Origin of the sequence: Aureispira anguillae (assembly GCF_026000115.1) — a bacterium.
GTDB classification, from domain to species: domain Bacteria; phylum Bacteroidota; class Bacteroidia; order Chitinophagales; family Saprospiraceae; genus Aureispira; species Aureispira anguillae.
The window spans coordinates 5,748,101-5,774,350 of sequence record NZ_AP026867.1; the positions used below are offsets into that span (position 1 = coordinate 5,748,101).

Sequence of the window (26,250 nt, forward strand, 5' to 3'; positions counted from 1 at the left end):
CCAGACTTACTAAAAATGCTATCTTTGTTTATCGAAAACAAATTCTCTTTGGTCTAAAAGAGTCTGTTTTTTCTTAAAGTATCTCTACTTTAGATAACATTTAGTACCTAAGTCACAGCGTTTATTATGAAATCTAAATTTATGAATTTTTGTCATTGGCAAAACGAATAAATAATTGTTTCATAATAAGACCTAATACAAAGAAAAATTCAATCTGTAATGAGTTGGAATGTCATAAATTATTTTCGTAATTTCATATTACTAGTATGTGTGCTATCTATGAGTGCATGTATTCCATCTGAATCAACTAATACCAACAATATGATAGCTACTATTCCTTTAGAAGATTTTTTTAAAAATCCTGAAAAAACAGCTTACTCCTTATCTCCCAATGGAGAGTATTTTGCGTTTTTAGCTCCTTACCAAAATCGCAAAAATATTTTTGTACAAAAAATTGGAACGGAAGAAATTCAGCAAATTACTCAAGTAACAGACCGTGATTTATCAGGTTTTTTCTGGGCCAATGACGAGCGTCTAATTTTTGTTCGTGATTTTGATGGCGATGAAAACTATCATTTATTCTCGGTAACAAAAGAAGGAAAAGATGAAAAAGATTTAACTCCTTTTGAGAATGTTAAAGTAGATATTATTGACGACTTGGAGAACGATCCAGAACATCTAATTATTGGGATGAACAAGCGCATTCCCCAAGTATTCGATCCGTACAGAATCAATATCCGTACAGGAGAAACAAAACAACTTGCCGAAAACCCTGGCAACATATCCAGTTGGATTACGGATCACAAGGGACAGTTGCGTATTGCAATTGCTACAGATGGTGTCAATACTTCTGTGTTGTATCGAAAAACAGAACAAGACAACTTCAATATCGTATTAACGACTAATTTTAAAGAAACAGTACATCCCATGTACTTTGATTTTGATAACGATGAAACCGTTTATGCACTGTCCAATAGAGGGAGAGATAAAACAGCGGTTGTCAAAATGAATATTGCAACAGGAGAAGAATTAGAATTAATTTTTGAGCATCCTGAAGTTGATGTTTCTTATATGTCTTACTCTCGTCAACGTCAAGTCCCAACAACCATTTCTTATGTTACGTGGAAACGTCAACACAAATTTGTAGATCAACAGGTCGAAGATTTGTATAAACGCCTAGAACGGGATTTAGGTAAATACGAAGTAGTCATCACCAGTACCAATAAATCAGAAGATAAATTTGTTGTTCGTACTTATAGTGATCGCTCATTAGGAGCTTATTATTTCTATGACAAAACAACCGATCAACTAGAGAAAATAACGGAAGTTAGTGCTTGGTTAAAAGAGGATCAATTGGCGGAAATGAAGCCCATTAACTATAAATCTAGGGATGGCTTAACCATTCATGGCTATTTAACTTTGCCAAAAAATGTTGAGCACAAAAACTTACCAGTTATCATCAACCCTCATGGCGGTCCTTGGGCTAGAGATGCTTGGACATTTAATCCTGAAGTTCAATTTTTAGCGAATAGAGGATATGCCGTTCTCCAAATGAATTTTAGAGGAAGTACGGGTTATGGTCGCCAATTCTGGGAAGCATCTTTTCAAGAATGGGGACTCAAAATGCAAGATGATGTTACCGATGGCGTTCAATGGTTAATTGATGAAGGCATTGCCGATCCTTCTAGAATCGCTATTTATGGTGGTAGTTATGGTGGTTATTGCACCTTAGCAGGAATTACCTTTACTCCCGATTTATATGCTTGTGCCATTGACTATGTTGGTGTTTCTAACTTATTCACGTTCATGGAAACCATCCCCCCTTATTGGGAAATTTATCTAAAAATGCTACATGAAATGGTTGGTGATCCATCTAATCCCGAAGATAGTATTCGGATGCGAGCTACTTCTCCTGTTTTTCATGTTGATAAAATCAAAGCTCCTTTATTGATTGCTCAAGGAGCTAAAGATCCCCGTGTCAACCAAGATGAATCGGATCAAATGGTTGCTGCCTTGCGAGAGAAAGGAGTCGCAATAGAGTATATTTTAAAAGAGAATGAAGGGCATGGCTTCCACAATCAAGAAAATCGCTTTGAGTTTTACGGTAGAATGGAAAAATTCTTAGAGAAGCATTTGACCTTACAACTTCAGAACAACTAATTGAAGTTTTTTATAAAGCAGCAAAAACATATATTAGTGCTAGGTATATTTTATACCTAGCACTAATATTTTATGGGGCAGAATGATCTGTTGAAGCAGAAAAAATGCATAAAATAAATAAGTTTTTATAAATTGATTTACAGTTATTTATAGTGTTTCATATTGTATTACATGAAAAATAATCATATTTTTGTTTTAAAGAATAAAAAGTAATAGAATTGCTTATAGAGGAGCAAATTCCCCGCTTGTCAAAGCATTGTTCCTGTCTTAGTTCTATTTTTTTCATTCAACTTATTTTTTATGAATCACCCAATTTTTCAAAAAAGCATTTTTTTGCTTTTTTTGTCCTTGAGCTGTTGGGGCTGCCAAAAGGAAAAGCTATCCATGCACAACAACACTACTCAAACGCCATCTTTACCTCCAACCGTAGTAGGAGCAAGAAGCTTAAACACAACCATTGAGCAAACTGTCCTTGGTGCCAAGCGAGTTAATCCTTATACGGTCGCCAATATGACCGCTGCATGGAACCAATTGTACCCTTCCGATAGCGAAACCGCATTGCCTGCTACGCATTGGTACGTTCGGTTTCATCCACAAACACCACAAGAACTTAAGGAGTTACAACAGGCGATTAATTCCTATGCTGTAGCCAATAATGACATCCATGAAAATGATCCTCATTTATTTGATTTTCCCTTGGAATATGAGATCGAGCAAGCAGGTAACTTTTACCACGATCCAAGTCTTCCAGCAGGAGCAATCACCTATCAATATGCAGTGGTTAAGCCCGACTTTCAATTTCCTGCGGGAGTCACTTATACCCTTATAGATGAATTGGTCTTAGCCCCTTATTCTTCTTTTTTAACCGCAGAAGCCTTTCGCCGTACGGGCAATGATTATTACAATGCGAAGAATGAGCTAGTCAACTTTTGTGCCCCTACTTGTCCCAATTATCCCAATTGCTTGGCGGATGATGTGGATTGTGATGGAACAACAACAACCAATGGCGGAACCATACAGCCCTTTGGGCTTCCTTGTCGGCTGGGACCTTTATGGCCCTTTTGTTTGCACAATGCCACCGTTACAGGCTTACCGACCAATACAGGAGGTACAACCAGTAATCGCTGCGATTGCCCAATCAGCGTTTTTGGCAGCAAACCTGGGGGCTGTGTACGAGTAGAAGATACCCAATTGGGTTGGGAGGGGGTAAAAAATGTAGAAATTTACATTCGAGATCTGTGGTTTACGGGTAGAAGTGTTTGGACTACCAATGAGGGCTGTTGGTACATTCCCTTTAACTATTTTGGTCCGATCCAAGGCTTTTTGAAATACGAAAGCAATCGACTCAAAATAAGTGGTCTAAGAGATTTGTATATTGCAGAGTTTGGGCATCCCATTGTTCAGAATTTAGGCATTCATATTTCAGGTTATAACAACTTAAACATTCGACATCATCGGCATACTGACAATAGCAGCCTACACAGAATGCTTTGGTTTGCTTCCTTAACCAATAATGCGGTTTATGAATACGATTGGTATGCTGCACAGGAAGGGCTACCGCCTGCTGCTCCTGATCTGAATATTATGTTGATGAATGAAGGAGGTGCGGCTTCTGCTCCTATGTTATCCCATATCATGCGAACAAGCCCAGGGGCAGGAATGACGATTGCAGGAGGTTTTAGTTTTGTAGGCACAACGGCTGGTTTTACGACCATGGGCTTAGTGGATATGTTTTTGCCAGGTACGGGGGCATTGGTGGGGACAATGATGCCTTTGTTTTTAACCCACATGCTGGCTAATTTACCCGATATAATTTATCAGTATGGAGGGCGAGAGATTGAGCTTACATCAGATCCAGTAAAAGAAACCATTTATCATGAATGCGGGCATGCGGCTCATTATTATGCCTTGTCCAATAAAAATGAATATTGGGTTGGCAATATTCAACGAATTATAGCCAATGGAGGTTATGGTCTTAAGGGGACTACAGATTATGAACGATGTGCTTTAATCGAATCGTGGGGCTATCATATTGGGAATTATTTTGCAGATTTGCATTATGGTCTAAATAATGAAGTCTCTGCTAGGTTTTTGGATTTAGATGATAAGAAAAGAAAGAAATTTGTGTATAGAAAATCTGAAAGAGATAATCCTCATAATCATTATTATCAGAATTTGTATTGGCTGCAAAAGGGCTTGTATTGGGATTTGATGGACGATCGAACGCATAATGGTCCCCCATTAAATATTCCAGATCCCGTAAAAGATAGCGTATCAGGGTTCACCAATGTCGAAATTTTTTCAGCCTTAACGACAAATAGTCCTGAGTTAGTCCATGAGGTAAAAGATGCTCTGATTAATTTTCATCCTAATCAAAGAAATGCCATTGATACCTTATATAAAGAATATGGTTATTAATTCATCATGCAAGCTTAGAGTTTTTCTAAGCTTGTTTTTTAATGTTATTGTGATGTATAAAATATATGTTTTGTTATTACCATTGTTTTTAACTGCTGCTTGTGGTTCTAAAAACCCAGGTTGCTCTATTAAATATGGTTTTGAATTTCCTCTATCGATAACCCCAAAAGATGTTTTTTCTATAGACGATACCATCTGGTATGAAATCGATTTGCCCAATCAACTATTGGATAAGAATAGTGGGAATTATTTTGATTTTACAAACTATGAACTTTTTTTTAATTTATCTACTAGTAAAATTGATACTGATTTTGTTTATAACACAACTCATTTATTTGATATTCACGCAGAAATTGGAAAGGTAACAACAGAAGTCAATGGATTTGTATACACCCATTTTCATTTTAAGAGTATTAATGAGAAGAAATTTAAAATAGGTTTGATTCCTAAGAAGAAGGGTTGTTATAATACATCTATTCGTTTAGCTGATGTTTTTATTGATAAGGAAAAGAATAAAGATTTAAATATAGGGAATACGGACTGTTGGGAATATTTATGGCCTGACACCTATGCCTATACTAATAATGGGCAATCCAATCATTATTTAGTAGATGGTCTCTGTCAATATACATCTTCTTCTGATAGGCGTCTAATTTGTAGTGAAGACTCCGTTTTTCACACAAAAGGAGGTTATGCCTTTTGTGTAAAAGATTAGAAAAAAGGCTTGTATTGGGATTTAATGGACGATCAAACCCATAATGGTCCCCATTAAAACTTCTTAGAGGGGGTGACCTTCCAAAATAATAATTCACTCTATACAGAACACTAGGGAGAGGGTATTTTTTGTTATAATAATGGTTAATTCTGTTTTAAGAGAACCTTTTGGTCTTTTTTATCATTAAAACCAAACAGCGTTCAATTGCTTAGCTCACAAACAGACTAGCTAACCAATAATTCTTACTATTTATTGCCGATAAATCATGAAATTATTCTTCGTTATAACAACACTACTTTTATCCCATTTTTTGCTTGCCCAAGATAGTTTGGAACAAAATATAAGAGTCTATATGGATATGCAAATGCACCCTACGATGCATGTTCCATACAATTTTTTTGGCGATGGTTTTGTTTTTTTTGATGAAAACAGTCCTCCTCACCTCACCCATCTCCATCAATTTAAAAATGTTAATTATGCCAATTATTGGAAAAATAATAAAGGGGCTCGAATTATTGTAGCAGGTGCCTTGACCTCTGAATGGGTAAAAAGTCGCAAAAAAGCCAGAAAAGTTATTCTAAAACAACTCAATTATGTCAATCAGTTTGCAGCAGAACACGCAGAGGATTTTGTAGTAGCCAAAACCGCTCAGGAGGTCAGGTACCACATCAAAAATAGCCATAAGACTATTATTATACATTCTATAGAAGGTGGAAAACAATTGATTAATAGCTTGGAAGATGCTGAATTTTGGGCAAAACAGGGGGTTGCCTTTATCACCTTGATGCATTTGGTCGATTCTGAATATGGCAGTGCCGCTGTACGCCCTGGACTATTTACCACACTTCTAAATTTTAAGGGAGCGATAAAAGGCAAAAAAAAACGTGGGCTAACAGAAAAGGGCAAAAAAGCCATCAAATGGTTGGCTCAGGCAGGCATTATGACCGATCTAACTCATATGGAAAGCCAAACTAGAAAAGATGCGCTTGCTTTTATGACCCAAGAAAAAATTCCCCCTTTATCCACTCACGATTGCTTTAAAGCCATCAAAAACAACGCTCGTTCTATTAGTGGCGAAGAAATTCTTACTATTTATCAATTGAATGGTTTCATGGCTTTGCCCATTAGTGGTATGGAAATGCAATTGGTTAAATCCCAGCCGTACTACATCAACAAAGAAGATAGCTTAATACAAGCAGGTTGTCACTGCCCTGGATCGGTAGATTCTTATAAATTTATGTATCAAGCACTTCAACAGTATATTGAAGCTAATATTGGTCTGATCAGAGGCGATAGCTCCATTTCCTTTGCTAACTTAAGTGAAGAGGAAAAGGTAAAATATGCCATTGGTTTTCAAAGTGATTTTAATGGTTGGCTCAATCATAGCCGCCCCCGTATTGGCAAAAAAGGTTGTTACCCCATTGATTCTACCAAAAACTATGAAGCTATAGAACTAGAAGGTTTAGCACATCCTGGCTTATTAGCCTCTCAGTGGCGACTCTTGGACAAAGAAGGAGTTGACTTAGCTCCCATTCTTCGTTCTTCTGAACGTTTTATACAATTATGGGAATATTTTAGAGAAAATAAACAGCAATGGAAATAACTTTCCTGACAAAGTGCTTACTATCCAGTTAATCCCCATAGAACGGTACATTACTGTAGTCGTATTTTTCGAGATTCAGTGCAAACCTAGTTCATTCTTATATAAATTTTGCTCAAAAAATAATTTTTTTCTCTCAAAAAAAGCTTGTTCTCTAGAAACTACCAACCAAATCGCACAAAACTCCGTTTTATTTAGTACTTTTATAGTAGAATTTTTAATGGTTTATTTTGAATAATACCATATATACAATATAACATTTTATTTGATAGACACTTTTGTTTTCTTCGACAAATGAGCATAAAGTATTCAGAGCCGTCAAGAATTTTTAGGGACTTTAGATCCATCCCATATTCTGACTATTACTACCTTATCCGTTTTTATGAGCAGTATGATCAGGACATTGATTATCTTCCTTTCAATGAAGGGCTAATTATGTCTTATTATTATGCCAATGCTCTTTTTGAAACGCAAGAATACGACACCCATATTGAAATAGCCAATTATATTCTAGAACAATCTATTATTCATAATGTCCGCTATATTGATGGAGAAGATGTTTATATGACAATGTTGTACAAAAAAACATATGCCCACTTAAAATTAGGGGATATCGAAATGGCAAAAAAATTAGCGATTCAATTGGTTCGATTGGATCACCATCACTTTTTATATCAAGCTACATTACGCCAATGTTTTTTGGAGACTCGTCCTACTTGGATTCGCCCCTTGTTAACCTTGAGTGCAATGACCACATTGATGGCTTCAATTATAACAATTGTATTTTCTTCTTTTGATACCTATTTGCCTGTCAAAGCAATTATGATTCCTTATAGTTTGCTTTTTTTGGCGGGAATTGGTTTAGTCACAACGGCTGTGGCTTATTGTAAATATATCATTGTACCTACCAAAAAAATTCTAACACAAGCCAAAATCGACCAAACTACCAAAGAAAATTAATGCTTAGGTAAAAGGTCTACCCCAACGTTCATCCATTATTCTATTTTTCTTACTATTCAATAGAAATGTATCGAATATGAGAGAAGCGATCGTTTGGTAAAAAAGGAATTCCTTCTTGCGCATAATAAGTGCCATCTTGATAAATAGGGCTTCCTATCCACAGAAAAGTATACTCATCAGGGATTTTTGCCATTCTCCAATCTATTTTTGCCACTTGCTCACCATCTACCCGATAACTAACATCATGAGGCGTCCAAATAATTTCATAGAGATGATATTGGTTAAAAAAGTCTTGGTGCAATAATTCTTCTCCAGGATAATTTAGTTGGCGATCATTAACTCGATCTACTTTTAGTATATTATCAATTACTTTCTCTTCTCCTGGTTTAACCAATACATTAGCATCTCGCATATAATCTACGATAGAGTAATTGATGGCTGAGCCGCCGCCCCAATTTTCCTCGTAAATTTTAGACCAAATTTCAATGTCAATCTCGTATGGTTGTTTCCCTCGGCTATTTACCATATGAGCATAAGGATGACCAGGAATGGGGTCCGCATAAGGGTGGTTAAATTGATACAACCATAAATTATGTACAATTCCTGTAGGAGTATGTGTTTCTTTGTTTCTCAATTGAGAAAACTTAGCAACAACTTTGACCGTACCGTACAAAAAGCTAGGTCCAAATTTGATCTCGCCCCAAGTTTTTTGTTTTTTTTCAGGGGTAGATCCTGGACATCTTAGATAAATACCATTTTCATCAATTCGGACATTCTCTTTCCGATTTCCATATTCAGCTTTAATCATTGGCGCATCGTGAATATAGCCTTTGAAATAATCATCAGGCGTCCATTCATCTGCAATAACATCTTTAAAATAGCCATTACAAGTATCACAGAGCGGTTTTTCATCTCGATTACTCAATAGATAGACCGTTCCAGGCTTATAAATATTGGCTCCATCAAATGTCTCTAAATGGGTTACAAACTTAAAATGTGTAGCGGCTAAATGAGCGACTTTATCGACAACAGAAACGTCACCTTTCACCCATTTAGACTGAAAATAAGCAAAGGGGTTAATTGTCGTATAATCTATTTTTTCTTGAACAAGTGGATCGGCTTCCTCTTCGGATACCCACAACATAAACTCATACGATCCTGGTCGAGCAGGACCATAAAACTGTTTGCTGGCTCGTTCATTTCCCTTAGGATCTTGCCCTATAATATATTCTAAGAACACCTCCTTTTCTTCTCCTGGCTGCAATTCTACCTCAAGCAAGTTGCTCCCACCATAAAAATTTTGCAAATGTACATTCGTGTTAAAATTCGCATCAGGACTGGTCGGAAACCAATAAGAAGTATTCTGAAAAAACATACGACATCGGATGGTCTTAACGGTTTCGCTTTTATTGATTAGAACGGCCCTAGCCTTTTCCTTGGCGTGAGGTCCATTTTCGCAAGGACTAGGATAAGCCACATCAGCATAGCGAAAATTATGCGGTTCGTATTTGCAATTGTACTCATGCACATATTGATACTGTTGAGCAGTATCCAAATTCAATGGATAAAAATGCACTTCTAAGTCTTCTCGGACAATCATCTTGGATCGACTGGGCAAAGTAGAAGACGGCTGATAGAACTTATAAGCCTGAGGCGATACCAAAGTGACTCTATTATCATTCACGTAGTTGGTATCTTTTTGAAAAAAATGTGCAAATTTTTCCCAACCTGATTTGTACTCATCAGGAACAGGAAAACCATTGTAATAAACCTTTACCTCTTTCTTATTTTCGGTCCTAGAACCAGATTGACAAGAGATTAAGTTGAAAAGTATTACACAAATAAAAAGTACATTACATTTTTTGAGGCACAGCATATCCTAATCTTTATAAAAATTGAGCTGTGAAAACGCTATATAGGTCACTACGAACCCCATAGCCACTGTTCACAACTCAATTTTTAATTGCTTCATTATTCAGGTTTAAAATTTTGCATTAAATTAACCAAAAATTCAATACTTTCCATAGGCATTGCATTATAAATAGATGCACGGAAACCACCTACAGAACGATGACCTTTTATTCCCGATACACCATTTGCTGTACAATAAGCCAAAAAAGCAGCTTCATGCGCAGGGCTGTCGGCAGCAAAGGTAACATTCATCAAAGAACGATCTTCTACCGCTGCGGTACCTTTAAAAAATGGATTTCTATCAATTTCATCGTACAATAAAGCAGCTTTTTTCTTGTTCATTGCTTCTACTGCTTTAAGTCCTCCTTGTCCTTGCAACCATCTCAGTGTCAACAAGCATACATAAATTGGATAAACAGGTGGGGTATTAAAAGCAGAAGCTTTCTTGATGTGTGTACGATAATCCAACATCGTTGGAATAGCACGGTTAACCGTTCCTAAAATATCATTGCGAACAATTACCAAAGTTGTTCCTGCTGGTCCAAGATTTTTTTGGGCTCCTGCATAAATTAACCCAAATTGGCTAGCATCAAATTCTCGGCTAAAAATATCAGATGACATATCTGCTACCAAAATAGATTCTGTTGTTGGAAAATTCTGATATTGAGTTCCATAAATCGTATTATTGCTAGTGATGTGCAAATACTTAGCATCTGCTGGTGTGGTCCAATCCTTAGGAATGTAATTAAAATTATCTTCCTTAGAAGAAGCCAATACTTCTACCGTTCCAAAATTAGACACTTCCTTAATAGCTTTGGTAGACCAGACCCCTGTATCAAGATAGCAGGCTTTTTCTCCTTCATTGAGCAAATTCATGGCCACCATAAAAAATTGAGAACTAGCTCCTCCTGTTAAAAATAAAACCGAATAGTCATCTCCCAAATTAAGCAATTGTTTTACTAAACTCTGCGCCTCATCCATTACCGCCACAATTTCTTTGCTTCTGTGTGACATTTCTAAGATGGATAGTCCAACATTCTCATAATTTTCAACTGCTTTAGCAGCTTCTTCTAAAACCACTTGTGGTAAAATTGCTGGTCCTGCACTAAAGTTGTGGATTTTCATGATTGATTGTTTTTGATTTGGGAACCGCTCCCTTTATTTAATTAGGTTGTTTACTATTCAGAAAAAGACAATGGTTAGCTAAGTAGATGGACAAAATTAGTAGTTTAAAAATTGGAGTATATTTTTTTCGCTAACGACTTGCAAAACGTAGCTTTAGCGGGCTAAAGCGAGGCTTTTCAAGGAAGCTTAGCGGACAAAAGAGATTCAATTTAATGTTAATTATTTTTGTCCATCTACTTAAGTAATAAAAATTATTTATGATAGGTATACCTATATACAACTTGCTCTACCATTTTTTTACCTCCATCTATATAAACCGAACATATTGTCTCCCCCTCTTTGTATTCATAGATTTCTTTTTCCTCTAAATGATTGTTTGGAGAATATGTTTTTTTGCTTAAAATTCGTCCTTGTTCATCTCGCTTATAAATGATACTTCGTACAATAGGTCCTGAAGATTTGTATTCTCTATAAGAAGTGGGTAAAGCATGCCCCCCTAATTCAATCGCTCCTATGGTTTGCTCTTGGGTAAGGTAATTGGTATAAATCTCACGAATGGCATTTTGCCCTTCTTGGTAACTATATTCAATTCCATAAATTTTCTGCCCCTTGTTATCCCAATAAACCTCTTTAACTTTCCTCCCCTTTTCATAGTCAAACGTCTGCTTATCCAATAAACTACCATCTGTGTTAAAACGAATCCTACTTAGAATGGCTCCATCCTGATTATAGTTTTCTATTTCGCTCTTAATTTTTTCACCAGTAGGCATTAACCAATAGCTTTCTCTGCTTCTTTCTTTATATTCAAAAAAGTATTCATAAGCAACACTTCCTTCCGCTTGATAAGCGGTCATTTTTATTTTTTTGCCCAAGCTATTAAATTCTGTTTTAATAGAGCGATAGCCCTCTTTGGTAGGAAGATTATTTTGAATTGGATAATTCCAACAAACCTCTGATTGGATTTTTTTTACTGTTTTTGATGGATTGGATTGAGCCCACAAGTCCATAGGATTGATAAAAATCAACCCTTTTAAGAAAAATAGATACAATAGGAATATACGTCGCATAATTACTGCATTTAAATAGTCTGTTTGCTTAAAAAAGTTCATAGCACATTACTTTTAAAATGTAAGCTAATTAAACTTAGCATGATTCTCAACAAACTAGTATTAAATTGAACATCAAAGCTAAGACCTTCTAAGCAACTATACAACCTTTGAGGGGTATTATTCATACGGGTTCTTTTTCAACTCAAGATACCCAACTCAGAACCGCCTCTAACTTGCTGACTCTAGACCAAAGGTCAATAACTATTTTTGGTATCCCTCCTGCCTCATTTCTTTGATTTTTACATAACGCAAAAATACCCCCCAAGCCATAATAACGCAAAAAATAAAGCCTGCTTGACCATCCAAAAAACCTTTTTTAAAAAGATATTGATTAAGGAATCTTCCAAGGGGTTTGAACCATAAATGATAGAAAGTTACTTGAGGTACTTTCAAAAAATGATCCTGTGCTGACCATAAGCCATAACGCTCATTTTTGGCTAAAAAATGCGCTAAGTTTTTATAGGTAAAATGCTCTAATTTGTGGTTCAAATAGCCAATTTTGCCCTCTGTCTCTATTTCTTCATGCACTTGTTTGTTGTTGTAAGCGCACAAATCTCGCTGAATCAAACGAATAACTCGATCCCTTTGTAGACCACTGTAGTTAATTTTTTTGCCCATAAAATAATTCTGCCGATACAAATAATAACCTGCATATTTTATAGTGGGTCGGTTGACAATTTCTTTGATTTCTTGCGTTAACAAAGGAGTCAAACGTTCATCGGCATCTAAAATCAATACCCATTGGTGTTTTGCTTGGCGAATTGCCCAATTTTTTTGATCGGCAGGACCTTGGTAGACCCGTTGCAATAAAGTAGCGGTAGTATTTTGAACAATAACTGGTGTATCATCAGTGCTAAACGAATCCACAACAATAATCTCATCAGCCCAAGTTAGCTGTTGGAGCAAAGCAGCAATATTTTCCGCTTCATTATAAGTTGGTATGATAATAGAAAGTGGTAATTTCACTAGGCATTGGACAATAACAGTTCTAAAATAAGATGCGCTAAAACTCAAAGGTATAAAAATCTTTAAATAGCATTTAATTTCTTTTCTGTGAAACCAAAAACATACAAAAAAAGTTATTTAACTAAACAGATTTATTAGTATATTGCTTGTTATTAATACTGTATTTGAGTAATTATTTCCACTTAAAAATTTATTTCACTAGCCAGTTTTGCTCCTAAATTGACAAACTACTATTATTTATAACATACTATGTTATTTGATTTCCTTATTCTTCTTGTTTTTTTAATCTCCTCAGGTTTTTTCTCTGGAATAGAGATTGCCTTTATTTCAGCAGACCGTTTGAGAGTAGAAGTTGAACGCAAGAAAGGCAACAAACGAGGGCTTATTTTAGCTGATTTTCTTGAACATCCCTCTGAGTTTCTAGGAACAACATTGGTTGGCAACAACATTGTCTTGGTTGCGCTCAGTATTTTAGCTGGAAACTTTTTACTACTTTACTTTGGCATTGATAGCGATACCTTTTTGGGAACAATCCAAGCAACACTTATCACAACGATTGTTGTTTTAATTTTTGGAGAATTTCTACCCAAAGTTTCTTTCCAAATTAACCCAACAGGTATTTTATTTCTCTTTGCCTATCCCCTTGGTATAATCCGTTGGTTTTTGACTCCCTTGGTTTGGGTCATGATAAAAACATCCAATGCCTTAATTGAAAAAGTATTTAAAATCTCAAACGAATCAACCGAACAAGTATTTACGCGCCGAGATTTGGATCATTTTATCAATAGTATCAATTCTGAAGATGAAGAAATTGACACGACTTTATTTCAGAACGCACTCTATATGCATACGGTCAAAGTTCGAGATTGTATGATCCCTCGTAATGAAATCGAAGGGATAGAGATTAATGCTAGCATTGATGAATTGCGAGATATGTTTGTCAAAACTCGTGTGTCTAGATTATTGGTTTACAAAGATTCTATTGATTATATAGAGGGCTATGTCCATCATCAACGTTTATTTGAAAACCCTACATCCATCAAAGAAATTCTTTGGGAAATTCCAATGGTTCATGAATTTACTCCTGTTCAGGATGTTATGAATCGTCTTATTAAAGAAAAATTAAATCTGGCTTGGGTCGTAGATGAACGAGGGGGTACAGCAGGAATTGTAGCCTTAGAAGATATTTTGGAAGAAATTTTTGGAGAAATTGCAGACGAGCATGATTTAGATGAAGCTACGGTCAAAATCAATGACAATGAATTTATCTTTTCTGGTCGTAATGAGATTGATACCATCAATGAGGAGTATGAATTAGATATACCTGAGAGTGATGACTACCACACACTTTCTGGCTTAATGGTTACTAAGAAAGAAGATATTCCAGCGCAAGGAGAAATGGTAATTCTAAAAAATTATGAATTCATTGCTGAAGAAGTTAGCAATACAAAAATAGAAAAGGTTCGGGTAATCCGCCTACCTAAAGACGATCTATTGCCCTAATAAAGTAATAGAACGATCACCCCATAAAACATCCAATTCCTAACACTAAAAATTCAAAGCAGATGAGCTATTTTGAAAAGGTAAAAGAATTAATACTAGACCTAGAATACGATATTGTACACGAAGAGGCAGAAACTGGTATTTTGGTCATCAATAAAGAGAGTAGAGGAATTTGTGAAATGATCCTAGACTGTGAAGATGATGTCCTAATCATGGAACAAATTATCTTTCCTATTAAAGAAGATAATGCTGGGCATTACAAACAATTATTGCAAATGAATCGCTCATTAATCCATGGTGCTTTTGTTTTAACTAGCTCTGAAGCCTTTAATATCATTGCTTTTAGAGATACCTTGCAGCTTGAGAATCTAGATCGAAACGAATTGGAGGAATCCTTAAACGCCTTAACATTTGCTTTGGTTGAAAATATGGATGATCTTCTTGTTATTTCTGGACAGGCCTAAATACTACCGTCCAAACGTATCATGCATTAACCTTTATCGTTCTTTGATCGGTCAAAGAACTATATTTAATTACTCTCAAAAAACATAGATTATGTGGTCCTTTGTAAAACGCTTATGGAATATATTAGTAGGTAATTTGCACGAGGTTGCCGATAAATTTGAGCAACCGATTACCATGACCAAACAGGGCATCCGTGATTTAGAAGCTCAACTAAAAGAAAGCCTCCAATCGTTTGCTGAGGTTCGTGCAGTTGCTATTCGTAGCAAAAATGAAGTCAATCAAGCTGCACAGGCGGCCGAAGATTATAAAAAGAAAGCAATGACCTTGCTGCACAAGGCTCAAAAGGGACAAAATTCAGCAGAATTTGAACGCTTAGCGGCTGAAGCAATGGCTCAACGAGAACAAAAATTGGACCTTTATAAAACACATTTGGCGACTCAACAAAAATATGAAAAGATGGTCGCTACTATGAATGGTAAAATAAAGCGTCTAAAAAGAGAAATTTCTAAATGGAAAAGCGAGTTAAAAAGCTTGGAATCTCGACAAAAAGCTGCTGCCGCTGGCATGAAAATCAGTAAGGTTATGGCTGGCGTTGACTCTGGCAAAACGCTAGAAATGCTCAATAAAATGAAAGAGCGGGTAGAGAATGATGAGGCTTTGGCCGAAGCTTATGGTGAAATGGCTACCACAACTAAATCCATTGATGAAGAAATCAATGCAGCCTTAGAGGGGCATGAAGGAATGGATGCTTTGCTGGCATTAAAGGAGGAAATGGGCTTGCTAAAAAAGGATGTAATTGACTTAAAACCCGAAGAGGATATTATTTCTATCGAAATTGAGCGAAACAATGATCTAGACGCAATCTAAAGATTGCACCATATTATATTTATAAGGCTTTATAAAATCAGCTATCTCTAAAAGGGGATAGCTTTTTTATTATTAAATATTATATTCATTAAACAATCAGCTTCTAAAAGTTCTCATTTTTAAAGGTTTCAAGTATATTTTTTACATTTCTTAATAAACAATTCTTTCATTTTGTAATTGATTCATTACCCCATTTAAACGAACTTAGTAGCTCACTAAAATGGTATAATATCTTTAAACTTACAATTATGAACCAGTACAAAAATTATTTTTATATGCTTGGCCTATTACTAGGGCTCAATGCTTGTAATAAAGTAAATCTCCAACCTTCTCCTACCCCTACTCCTCCAACAGGAACAACAACAACGAACCAAGTGATTGAAGGGAATACTCAATTTGCGCTTGATATTTACCAAGAAGTTGTCAATGAGAATGAAAATCAGATGCTTTCCCCTTATAGTATTTCTACAGCCTTGGCAATGGTTTATGCAGGTACAGATGGCAATACAGCAACAGAAATGCAAAATGTTTTGGGTTTTGGTCCCAATAACAATAGCTTCCATCAAGCATTTAATCGAGTAACCAATACGATTGAGTCGAATATTAATACCGCTCCAAACAATGAAATTAATATCATTAATAAAATATGGCGAAATACCAGTTTTAATTTCCTATCTAGTTTTGAGCAACTCATGAACAATGAATATTTAGCTCCAGTTGTAGCAACCGATTTCAGTCAAAAAGCAGCAAGCAGGCAATTAATCAACAATTGGGTAGATCAAGAAACACATCAATTAATTCCTGAGTTATTACCCAATGGTTTTATTACAGACAAAACGGTCAGCGTATTGGTCAATGCCATTTATTTTAAAGCGGATTGGGAGCAGCAATTTGTTCCTGCGTTTACACATCCTCAATCGTTTAGAACAACCAATGCTGTTGTTACAACAGATATGATGTCAGACTTAATTCCAACCAATGATTTAAAATTTACGGAAGATGCTGATGCAGAGGTATTGGAGTTGTTCTTTAAAGATAAACAAAGTTCTATTGTATTGATTCTACCTAAAAATGCTGCAGTGGGGATTAACAACTTTGTTCAACAAACTTTATCCAAAACAAAAGTAGACCAGTGGTTTGCAGACTTAGCCCATCCTGCACCAAACTCTAACTTTAGCGTTCAGATTCCAAAATGGGATTTTGATAGTGACTTTGATTTAGTTGCTCCCCTCAAAACCTTAGGTGTACGAGAAGCTTTTTCTGATCAAGCCAACTTATCCAAAATGGCAGAGGGAGCTTTATTTATTGAAAAAATCAAACATAAAGCTGTCATTACAGCACATGAAGGAGGCGTTGAGGCAGCAGCAGCTACTGCTGTTGGTATTGGAGTTACTAGTGCCCCTCCTGTTGCTAGAACCTTTCAAGCAAATCGCCCTTTTGTTTTTATGATAAAAGATACTGAAACCAATTCGATTTTATTTATTGGGCATGTTCAAGACCCTAGCTAATCGTTGAACTAAGTTGAAGGGATAGTAATTATCATAGATTATCATCCCTTCAACGTTTTTTTTATTAAGGCTAAACTTTTAAACGCTGCCTCGTCGTTTCATACAAAACAATACCAGCCGCCACAGAAACATTAAAAGAATCTGTTGTTCCCAACATAGGAATCTTAAACCATTTGGTTGCTTTTCGCAAGATATGAGGTCGTACTCCTTCATCCTCTGCTCCCATAACAATAGCAGTTGGCAAGGTCAGGTCCAAGTCATCCAACATATCTTTGCCCCTTAAATCAGCAGCAACAATTTGCAAACCATTCATCAGCAAATAATCTACTGCATTTCCCAAACTAGCCGTTCGGCAAACAGGAATTTTACTCAAGGCTCCTGCCGATGTTTTTAGTGCCTCTGCATTAATCTGCGCCGTTTTTTTGTAGGGTATAATTAAAGCATGTACTCCCATAGCTTCCGCTGAACGAGCAATAGCCCCCATATTTCGAACATCTGTAATACTATCCAAAACCATTACTAATGGCACTTCCCCTCTGTCATAAATCGTTGGAAAAACATCTTCAATAAGTTGATATTCTAAGTGCGCTAAAAAGCCTAAAACCCCCTGATGATTTTTTTGAGTCACATTGTTAATGCGATCCTTAGGCACAATATGCAATGGAATATTGCGCTCTTTGCATAGGTTTCTTAGCTCTTTTTCGTACTCTCCTTTGAGTCCCTGCGACATCATTATTTTGTCAATAGACATTCCATTATGAATAGCATCCATCACAGGATGTCTACCATAAATCAATTTATCTTTGTCTATTTTTGGGCGCTTATTTTTATAGTGCATGTTTGTTTTTTAGAATCATTGACGGACTTTGCAATAGCCTGCTAATTTAAAATTTTATTTACTCTTCATTCCATTTTAAGGTATGAATTACCTTTTCTAAATCTTCTTTGACAAAAGCAACAACTGGAGCCATTGAATCGGCATTGGGTTTGGTATTAAAATACAGCGATCCCCAAATAGCATGCTCTATACTATCCGTTAACATAAAATGATATGGAGAAGCAACATTACCATCTACATGATAAGTAATTCCAAATATTTTTTGGTCTGCTAAAATAAAAGGCTCTGTAAATCGTCCCGATGCTTTGCTATTGTGTTTTTCAGACAGGGTATAAGAATCATTGATTACATCGTAGAGTTTTTGATCGACAGAATCACCACTAATGTCGGTATAGGTAAAATGTACACTCCCATTTAAAGCTGGTATATTCATCGTAAACCAACAAGGGTGTTTTGCAGCTCTATTCACCAATAAACTATCTTGTTCAAATTTCATATAATCAGGATAATCAAATGAAAAAGCACAATAGTTTTTATCAAAAGCAATGTAATTTCGTTCAGGGTAAATTACTTTAGGATAAATCCTTGGTTTGGGAATTGGAATACGTTCTTCAGTACAAGCAAACACTAAACTTAGGAAAATAATAGAAAAGAAAATTCGCATAGATATCAATACTTAGGTGTAATAAGTTCAAATAAATTGATTATTCGCAAGTAGGTGGGCAAAAGTAATTAAGCGTAAATTTAGCCCCTAATTAATTCTGCTTACTTATAAAAATAGCTAAAAGTTAGTTCTTCTCAGAAACGGATGGGGATAGGTCGATATTATCTATCTGAGGTAAAACAAGACGAATTTTTTCAATTCTACGCAAAGATGCAGCTAGTGTAATCAATTGACAATCCTTACACAACACAGGTACATTAAGCTTGGGAATTGAGCCGTTTAGCACCAATACTAATCCCGCTATGGTTTCTGCCCCTTCTCGTATATCGTCAAAAAAATCAGAACGCAGATCTAAGACCCGACATATTTCAATAATTGGAGTACTCCCGTCAAAATCATAGGTATATTCATCAATTTTAGTATAAATTTGCTCCTCTACATCATCAAATTCGTCCAAAATTTCACCTACAATTTCTTCCAAAATATCTTCCATTGTTACAATTCCTTTTGTCCCTCCATACTCATCTACCACAATTGCCATGTGCGTACGTTTCTCTTGAAAATCATTGAATAAATCATCAATTTTTTTCTTCTCAGGCGTAATCAATGGAGGGCGAATCAATTCGTGCCAATCCATATCATTCCCTTGATTAATATGCTCTAACAAATCCTTTGCATGAATAATCCCTTTGACCTGATCCAAATCCTCCTCATAAATTGGAATTCTAGAGTAAGGTTCCTCCTTAAACACATTAATTAATTCTTCAAAAGTAGATTCTATATCAAGTGCAACAACCTTCATTCTAGGCTTCATAATTTCTGCCGCTGAGGTATTTCCAAATCGAATGATCCCTTTTAAAATATCAACATCTTGCTCTGCATATTTATTATCTTTGACGGTCAATTCTATGGCACTAGCAATATCTTCTTGACTAACCGTGCTTTGATTCAATTTGGTGCGCAAACGACGCTCAACCAACTGCGTACTATTCACTAGTATCCAGCTCAGAGGTGTAAAGAGACGCTGCATTACCAACAAAGGGCTACTCATAAAACGAGCAATCCGCATATTGTTTTGATTGGCATAAACCTTAGGGGCTACTTCGCCAAAAAGCACCAATAAGAATGTTACGACCACAACGGTGATAAAAAAATTGACGTACTCACTCAATCCTACTGGCAGCAATTGTTTTAGCAAAGAATTAGATACTAAAATAATCGCAATATTAATAATATTGTTAGCAATGAGTATGGTTGATAACAGGTACCTTGGCTTAGATAATAAGTTAAGTATACGAGCAGCAGCGCTCGACTGTTCTTCTATTAATTGAGCTCTGTCTTGATGCCCCAATGAGAAAAAGGCAACTTCTGAACCTGACAGTAATCCAGAGCAAATTAGCAGGATGCATATAGAAAAGGTATTCAGAATTATCCCTGAATAAGATCCAGTGAGAAAAATGGGAGTAAATTGGTACCAATCAAATATATGACTAGGCTCGGTTTCCAAAAGTTAAATGATTAATTAAATAAAAACCAAAAACCAAAACATAGATGCTGCTTTGGTCTTTGGCATTAAATATTTCTTAGAATGGCAAATCGTCTGAAGAATCTACAGCAGGAGTAGCACTTGTTGTGCTAGTTTTTGCCGCTCCATTTGTCCTAGATCCACTGAGTTCATTACGCAATAATCTAAATGTATTGGCACGAACCTCTGTAATATATTTGGTATTGCCATGTTCGTCTTGCCAAGAACGGTTCGTTAGTTTACCATCAATATAAACCAAATAACCTTTTTTTAATATTTTTTCAGCACGTTCAGCCATATCCCTCCACATAATAATATTATGCCACTCTGTAATTGTCTGCCATTCGCCACTTTTGTCTTTGTAAGATTCATCTGTTGCCAAAGAAAATTTAGCAATGTTAGTACCGCTATCTAATGTGCGGACTTCTGGATCTTTCCCCAATCGACCGATTAAGGTAACTTTATTTACCATGTAATAAAAATGTTAATAGATTAATGAACTTGTTTAAATATACAAAAAAAATCAAGGATTTGTGAATCAAAAGCCTAAAGTTTCCAGCAATTTGATGCTCAACTCCAACCACCTTCAACGGGCAATTATTTTTTTTTGTTGCCATTTTAACTCAAAAAAAATAGCCCGTTCATCCTTATTAGATTCTATCTAATAGAAACTTGGATTTTTTTTTTACAAATTCAAAACACAAAAAATTTATGCCTTTTTGGCTTCCAAATAATTCGTTATGATCTTTGGAAATGCAAAGTTCTTAATTTTTTTTCGTTCTATTACTATTAAGTCCTTGTTTTCCACAAAAAAAGAAGCGTCCAATTGGATTTCTATAAAAATAGCATTTATATTTTGGTGCGATAAAGTTTGTTTATAAATACCTGATATACTGTCTATCACAATTTTTTGTTTCCCAAACCAAGTTTTCCAATGACTTGTCTTTTGGAGTGCATCCATTAAGAATAGCCCTTCCACTTGTTGCTCCAACTCAATTAACAAAAAATCATATAAATCAGCCCAAATATCTTTCTCAGAACGTTTATTCAGGTAGATCTTTGTTCCTTTATTAAGCACTAAATAATAAAAATACCGACTCCGTTTCTTAATTTTTTTTGACTTAACAGGCAAATTCATTACTCGATTCTCTCTAAACGCAACACACTGTTTTTGGTGCAAACAAGTTTCACATTTAGGCGCTTTGGGAGTACAATGAGTTGCCCCAAAATCCATAATTGCTTGGTTATAAACAGCGGGATTATTTCTATCCAATAATTCATCAGCTCGTAAACGAAACTCCTTTTTGCCAGCAGTAGTATCAATAGGGGTATCAATGCCAAAAAAACGAGATAAAACCCGATAGACATTGCCATCTACCACCGCATAAGGCAAATCATAAGCAAATGAAGCAATGGCTGCTGCCGTATACTCTCCAACTCCTTTGAGGGCTCGTATTTCTGGATAAGTAGAAGGAAATACTCCTGCATAATCATCTCGAACCATCTGAGCAGCTGCATGCAAATTTCTAGCTCTAGAATAATAGCCCAAACCTTCCCAAAGTTTGAATACTTCATCTTGGGAAGCTCCTGCCAAATCTGTAATTGTAGGAAATTGCTCTACAAACTTAATATAATAAGGTAGCCCCTGTTGTACCCTTGTTTGTTGGAGGATAATTTCTGACAACCATATAAAATAGGGATTCTTGATGGCTTTCCATGGCAATGGTCGTTCGTCTGGTTGATACCAATCAAGAAGTTTTTCAGTAAAAAACGGTATTTTATTCATCCAATAGTTTCCGCTTGCTTTTTAGAGATAGATAACTAAATAAACATTGTCTTACAAAAAATTACTCCACTCGTTTCATTTCATGTATAACAGTAGTGAGGTCTTTAGGGTTTAACATTGGGCGCATTTCAATTGTCAAAACATCATCCTTTAACGATTTGACGGTTACATTAGACATAATCACCTTGCCATTTGCGGTAAATTCTAAGGTATTGCCCATCGCAGCTCTCCAATGCGTATCGCCAGGATATTTTTCGCCATTAATTTTTATTTCACAAGAACTATCCTCATTAAATGTAAAGCCCATGCTTTTACCTTCCCATTGACCATATAAATCTTTGACCTCATAATTAGTCGTACAACTAGCTAAAAATAAAGTCACTCCTGCTAACAACATAAATAGACGCATAATTTTTATTTTTGTTTGAATAAATAGAAGCCTGTTCCACTTCTTTTGGGGCTTTTAAACAGCCTATTCTGTAAAATGCAAAAATAAAACATTAGTTACAATAAATTATCGGAGTATTAATGAATAATATAACGCTAAACTTTAAACCACCACACTCCTTTGATTAGCTAAACTTGTTGGTTATATTCATGGTCGTGAGCCAGCAAGCTGAGTTCTGAGTTCACTATGTTGATGTAGTTTTCAACGGAGTAATGAGACCCAAATAAGCAGAAATATTCTACTGTCCTCCTCTGCCTATAATCCAGCTATTTTTTGAAGCAAGTCACTAAGATTAGGTTTCTTATTTTTGGCACAGGTTGCACAAAATTTGAGGCTTGTAATTTGGTTGTTCGTATAACACAAGCGAATAAGAATATCGCTATACGCTGTTTCAGGATGACAGGATTTGAGTTTATAGCGTTCTACCACTTCTTTTCTATTGGCATACTGAATGGTCTCCTTCATAGAGGAAAGCTGCTCGTAACCTTGATTCTGGATCAATAGCTGAGCGATATATTCCAATAAATACCTAAAGTCTTGTTGTTCCCAACGTTGAGCATCGTAATGCATCGTAAAGCCATTGATTGTGGGAATCATCAAAAAGCAAATCGATTTATCTTTTTGGCTACTACAGCCCGTTCTTTTTGTTGAAGCTTCATAAATGGTCTTCAACATATCTTGATGTTTATTCAGTTTTAGCCACTTCCCATACTGAATGCAATAATCATCAGAACGTTTTAATGGCTCCTTGCTCACCTGCTCCCCCTGTTCACAGCAGCTTGGTGAAAGTGTTTTTTTTATGTAATCAAAAAATTTCATTTCTTTTTCTTAAAATTTTAGGGGCTTATACTTTCTCTTAATGCATCTATTCTTCCGTTTTATCCTAGAATCAACTTCTTAGATCAACGAATTATTGAAGCGTAGATTATTATTTTTTTTTATTTTGTTTCCTTGCTTTCTTACTATTAAAGACAGATAATCTGTATTTTTGTTCTCATTTTTGTAAAAAACCTTCTTGAGGCTGCCTATTGCATCACTCTGAATAATAAGAATAAGACTATGAGCTATTTGGATGAACTTAATGATATTCAACGACAAGCCGTTACCCACATAACTGGTCCTGCTTTGATTATAGCAGGTCCTGGATCTGGCAAGACCCGTGTTTTAACCTTCCGAATTGCTCACTTAATCGAATCGGGTATTCCCCCTTGGGAAATTCTGACCTTGACCTTTACCAACAAGGCAGCAAAAGAAATGAAAGAACGTATTGCAAAGGTTGCAGGCGCCAATGCCAATAATATTTGGGCTGGTACTTTCCACTCTATTTTTGCTCGAATCTTGCGCAGTGAAGCTTCAAAAATTGGCTTTCCTTCTGATTTCTCTATTTACGACAGCCAAGATACTAAAAGTGCGATTACCGAAATTGTCAAAAGACGAGGTCTCGATAGCAAGGTTTATAACGCATCAGCAATCTATAGCCGTATATCTTTGGCGAAAAATAATTTAATTTCTCCTGAAGCTTATGCCAAAGATGCTGAACGCATCATGGAAGACAAGCAACGCAAAATGCCCTACCTGTACAAAATTTATGAGTTATACGTTCGTAAATGTATGCGCTCAGGGGCAATGGATTTTGATGATTTGTTGTATCAAATGTATCGTTTATTGGATCAAAATCCTGACAACGTTCTAGAAAAATATCAAAAACGCTTTAAATATATCTTGGTAGATGAGTTCCAAGATACCAATCAACTCCAATATTCCATCATTCAAAAATTAGTAAGTTACCCTGGCAGCACCAAAAATATTTGTGTAGTAGGGGATGATGCTCAGAGTATTTATGCCTTTAGAGGAGCTACCATTCAGAATATTTTGGACTTTGAAAAAGAGTTTCCTGATATTTCTGTTTTTAAATTAGAACAAAATTATCGTTCGACTAATTTTATTGTTCAAGCAGCAAATGATATTATTTCTAAAAATAGCAAACAAATCAAAAAAACTATTTTTACGGCCAAGGATGGAGGAGAACCCATTCGAGTAATTCGTGCAATAACGGATACAGAAGAGGCTCGTAAGGTAGTAGATATGATTGTAGAACAAAAAAATCGTTATCATATTACCAATGATGATTTTGCTATTTTGTACCGTACGAATGCACAATCTAGGGTATTTGAGGAAGCACTAAAAGGGCATCGTATTCCTTACAAAATCTATGGTGGAACCTCCTTTTATGACCGTAAAGAGGTCAAAGATGTATTGGGATACCTACGGGTAATTGTTAATCCTAAAGATGAAGAAGGGCTAAAACGTATTATCAACTATCCTACTAGAGGGATAGGGGCTACTTCTATCACCAAAATAACAACCATTGCCGAAAAAGAGAATTTATCGCTATGGACAATTCTAAAAAATATCCAACATGCAGAATTGCCTAAACGGACAGAGAACTCCATTAAGCAGTTTGTAGCCATGATTGAAATGTTCCAACAGCGAATGGAAGAGGTTTCAGCCTATGAACTGGCGAAGTATGTTGTCAAAATGGTGGGCATTATACAGGATATAAAAAAGGAAAAAACAATAGAAGCCCAAAATAGAATTGAGAACGTTACGGAACTATTGGATGGTATTAAATCTTTTGTAGAGGATGATGAAATTGATGAATTTAATACCAACATTGAGGATAAAACACTATCTAGTTATCTCCAAAATGTCGTCTTATTGACGGATATTGATAAAGATCAAGAAGAAGTTAAACGGGTAAAATTAATGTCGGTGCATTCTTCTAAAGGGTTGGAGTTTAAATCTATTTTTATTGTTGGTCTAGAAGAAAACTTGTTCCCCTCTATGATGTCATTGCGTTCCAAAAATATGCGAGCAGCAATTGACGAAGAACGCCGCTTGTTTTATGTGGCCGTAACCAGAGCCGAACAGCTATTAACCTTGTCCTATGCTTCTAGCCGTTATCGTTTTGGTAACATGGTTTATAATAATTCTAGTCGATTCTTAGAAGAAATTTCTCCTAAGTATTTAGATTTATCAAGTACAGTTAGCAAAGCAAGAGTGTCCCAATTTCCCAAAAAGAATAAGAACCGCTTTAGTCCTATGGGCAAAACCTCAAACAAGCAGGCTCAAAAAATGGCAAACTTTAAAGCCAGTCCAATTTCTCAAATCGTAGCTGGTGCAAAAATATTGCATGAGCGCTTTGGCAATGGTAAAATTGTTGCGATTGATGGTAATGGCAGCAACAAAGTAGCCACTATTTTCTTTGAAGATGGAGTCGGAGAAAAGCGAATTATGCTAAAGTTTGCTAAAATTCAGGTCGTGGGTTAAATTCCAATCTACAATCTTACAAAACAATAGGAAGAGGTACTTAGATATGCTAAGTGCCTCTTCTTTTTTATAAACGAAACTTCATTGGTCAAATTCAAAAATCAAAGATTTTTTTCTCTTCTATCAACCGTTCTGTATTTCGTTTTACTTCAGTATGTATATCGTGTTCTAGGTATATTTTTAAAGCCGCTTTTGACTCAAATTCTGTATAAAGTAAAATAGAATCCTGATCTTGTTGCAGACTAAAGTGCTGCACCTCTTCTATTTCTGGCAAGGTGTAAAAAAAAGCCATTGCCTTAGGTATATTATGTTCAGGATCAAAAATCTTAAATAAAACAATGTGTCTAAGCAT

Annotated in this window: 22 protein-coding genes; 10 read left to right on the forward strand and 12 right to left on the reverse strand. The window is 35.8% G+C overall.

Annotated elements, in window-relative coordinates; genetic code table 11:
• Window positions 1–321 precede the first annotated feature (321 nt).
• The 5 genes from AsAng_RS22525 (at window position 322) to AsAng_RS22545 (ending at window position 7,853) form a co-directional block, all read left to right on the forward strand.
• Window positions 322–2,160, forward strand: coding sequence for a S9 family peptidase (locus tag AsAng_RS22525; protein WP_264789357.1), 1,839 nt, complete (start codon window positions 322–324; stop codon window positions 2,158–2,160).
• A 300-nt stretch (window positions 2,161–2,460) separates the two neighbouring features.
• Window positions 2,461–4,578: a hypothetical protein gene (locus AsAng_RS22530; RefSeq protein ID WP_264789358.1), complete on the forward strand. Its 2,118-nt coding sequence runs from the start codon at window positions 2,461–2,463 to the stop codon at window positions 4,576–4,578.
• 52 nt (window positions 4,579–4,630) lie between these two features.
• The gene (locus AsAng_RS22535) at window positions 4,631–5,293 is read left to right on the forward strand and encodes a hypothetical protein (protein WP_264789359.1); all 663 of its coding nucleotides are present in this window, start codon (window positions 4,631–4,633) and stop codon (window positions 5,291–5,293) included.
• Between the two features lie 265 nt (window positions 5,294–5,558).
• Window positions 5,559–6,896, forward strand: coding sequence for a membrane dipeptidase (locus AsAng_RS22540; protein WP_264789360.1), 1,338 nt, complete (start codon window positions 5,559–5,561; stop codon window positions 6,894–6,896).
• A gap of 291 nt (window positions 6,897–7,187) precedes the next feature.
• Entirely contained in the window at window positions 7,188–7,853 is a 666-nt protein-coding gene (locus AsAng_RS22545; RefSeq protein ID WP_264789361.1) for a hypothetical protein, read from the forward strand.
• Between the two features lie 52 nt (window positions 7,854–7,905).
• Here the strand turns inward: AsAng_RS22545 and AsAng_RS22550 are convergent, their stop codons facing one another.
• The 4 genes from AsAng_RS22550 to AsAng_RS22565 form a co-directional block, all read right to left on the reverse strand.
• Complete coding sequence (locus AsAng_RS22550; RefSeq protein WP_264789362.1) at window positions 7,906–9,729, reverse strand: family 16 glycosylhydrolase; 1,824 nt, start codon at window positions 9,727–9,729, stop codon at window positions 7,906–7,908.
• A 95-nt stretch (window positions 9,730–9,824) separates the two neighbouring features.
• Window positions 9,825–10,889, reverse strand: coding sequence for a 3-phosphoserine/phosphohydroxythreonine transaminase (gene serC, locus AsAng_RS22555; protein WP_264789363.1), 1,065 nt, complete (start codon window positions 10,887–10,889; stop codon window positions 9,825–9,827).
• A gap of 251 nt (window positions 10,890–11,140) precedes the next feature.
• Window positions 11,141–11,956, reverse strand: coding sequence for a hypothetical protein (locus AsAng_RS22560; RefSeq protein WP_264789364.1), 816 nt, complete (start codon window positions 11,954–11,956; stop codon window positions 11,141–11,143).
• A gap of 243 nt (window positions 11,957–12,199) precedes the next feature.
• Window positions 12,200–13,012: a glycosyltransferase family 2 protein gene (locus AsAng_RS22565; RefSeq protein ID WP_264789365.1), complete on the reverse strand. Its 813-nt coding sequence runs from the start codon at window positions 13,010–13,012 to the stop codon at window positions 12,200–12,202.
• 201 nt (window positions 13,013–13,213) lie between these two features.
• Here AsAng_RS22565 and AsAng_RS22570 point away from each other — a divergent pair, with 201 nt between their 5' ends.
• The 4 genes from AsAng_RS22570 (at window position 13,214) to AsAng_RS22585 (ending at window position 17,307) form a co-directional block, all read left to right on the forward strand.
• Window positions 13,214–14,467, forward strand: coding sequence for a hemolysin family protein (locus AsAng_RS22570; RefSeq protein WP_264789366.1), 1,254 nt, complete (start codon window positions 13,214–13,216; stop codon window positions 14,465–14,467).
• A 62-nt stretch (window positions 14,468–14,529) separates the two neighbouring features.
• Complete coding sequence (locus AsAng_RS22575) at window positions 14,530–14,931, forward strand: YbjN domain-containing protein (RefSeq protein ID WP_264789367.1); 402 nt, start codon at window positions 14,530–14,532, stop codon at window positions 14,929–14,931.
• Between the two features lie 91 nt (window positions 14,932–15,022).
• Window positions 15,023–15,799 (forward strand): PspA/IM30 family protein, encoded by a 777-nt coding sequence (locus AsAng_RS22580; protein ID WP_264789368.1) that lies wholly within the window; start codon window positions 15,023–15,025, stop codon window positions 15,797–15,799.
• 248 nt (window positions 15,800–16,047) lie between these two features.
• Window positions 16,048–17,307: a serpin family protein gene (locus tag AsAng_RS22585; RefSeq protein WP_264789369.1), complete on the forward strand. Its 1,260-nt coding sequence runs from the start codon at window positions 16,048–16,050 to the stop codon at window positions 17,305–17,307.
• Window positions 17,308–17,377: 70 nt separating this feature from the next.
• Here the strand turns inward: AsAng_RS22585 and rlmB are convergent, their stop codons facing one another.
• The 7 genes from rlmB to AsAng_RS22620 all read right to left on the reverse strand — a co-directional run bounded on the left by rlmB (window position 17,378) and on the right by AsAng_RS22620 (window position 23,387).
• Window positions 17,378–18,145, reverse strand: a complete 768-nt coding sequence (gene rlmB, locus AsAng_RS22590) for a 23S rRNA (guanosine(2251)-2'-O)-methyltransferase RlmB (RefSeq protein ID WP_264789370.1) — start codon at window positions 18,143–18,145, stop codon at window positions 17,378–17,380.
• Window positions 18,146–18,203: 58 nt separating this feature from the next.
• Entirely contained in the window at window positions 18,204–18,809 is a 606-nt protein-coding gene (gldD, locus tag AsAng_RS22595) for a gliding motility lipoprotein GldD (protein ID WP_264789371.1), read from the reverse strand.
• 124 nt (window positions 18,810–18,933) lie between these two features.
• The gene (gene gldE / locus AsAng_RS22600) at window positions 18,934–20,316 is read right to left on the reverse strand and encodes a gliding motility-associated protein GldE (RefSeq protein WP_264789372.1); all 1,383 of its coding nucleotides are present in this window, start codon (window positions 20,314–20,316) and stop codon (window positions 18,934–18,936) included.
• A 76-nt stretch (window positions 20,317–20,392) separates the two neighbouring features.
• Entirely contained in the window at window positions 20,393–20,806 is a 414-nt protein-coding gene (locus AsAng_RS22605) for a single-stranded DNA-binding protein (protein WP_264789373.1), read from the reverse strand.
• A 237-nt stretch (window positions 20,807–21,043) separates the two neighbouring features.
• On the reverse strand, window positions 21,044–22,120 hold the full coding sequence (mutY, locus tag AsAng_RS22610) for an A/G-specific adenine glycosylase (protein ID WP_264789374.1): 1,077 nt from the start codon (window positions 22,118–22,120) through the stop codon (window positions 21,044–21,046).
• Between the two features lie 61 nt (window positions 22,121–22,181).
• Window positions 22,182–22,529, reverse strand: coding sequence for a hypothetical protein (locus tag AsAng_RS22615; protein ID WP_264789375.1), 348 nt, complete (start codon window positions 22,527–22,529; stop codon window positions 22,182–22,184).
• A 294-nt stretch (window positions 22,530–22,823) separates the two neighbouring features.
• Window positions 22,824–23,387: a hypothetical protein gene (locus AsAng_RS22620; RefSeq protein ID WP_264789376.1), complete on the reverse strand. Its 564-nt coding sequence runs from the start codon at window positions 23,385–23,387 to the stop codon at window positions 22,824–22,826.
• Window positions 23,388–23,627: 240 nt separating this feature from the next.
• Here AsAng_RS22620 and AsAng_RS22625 point away from each other — a divergent pair, with 240 nt between their 5' ends.
• Window positions 23,628–25,898, forward strand: a complete 2,271-nt coding sequence (locus AsAng_RS22625) for an ATP-dependent helicase (RefSeq protein ID WP_264789377.1) — start codon at window positions 23,628–23,630, stop codon at window positions 25,896–25,898.
• Between the two features lie 94 nt (window positions 25,899–25,992).
• Here AsAng_RS22625 and AsAng_RS22630 read toward each other — a convergent pair whose 3' ends face one another.
• Complete coding sequence (locus AsAng_RS22630; protein ID WP_264789378.1) at window positions 25,993–26,250, reverse strand: Dabb family protein; 258 nt, start codon at window positions 26,248–26,250, stop codon at window positions 25,993–25,995.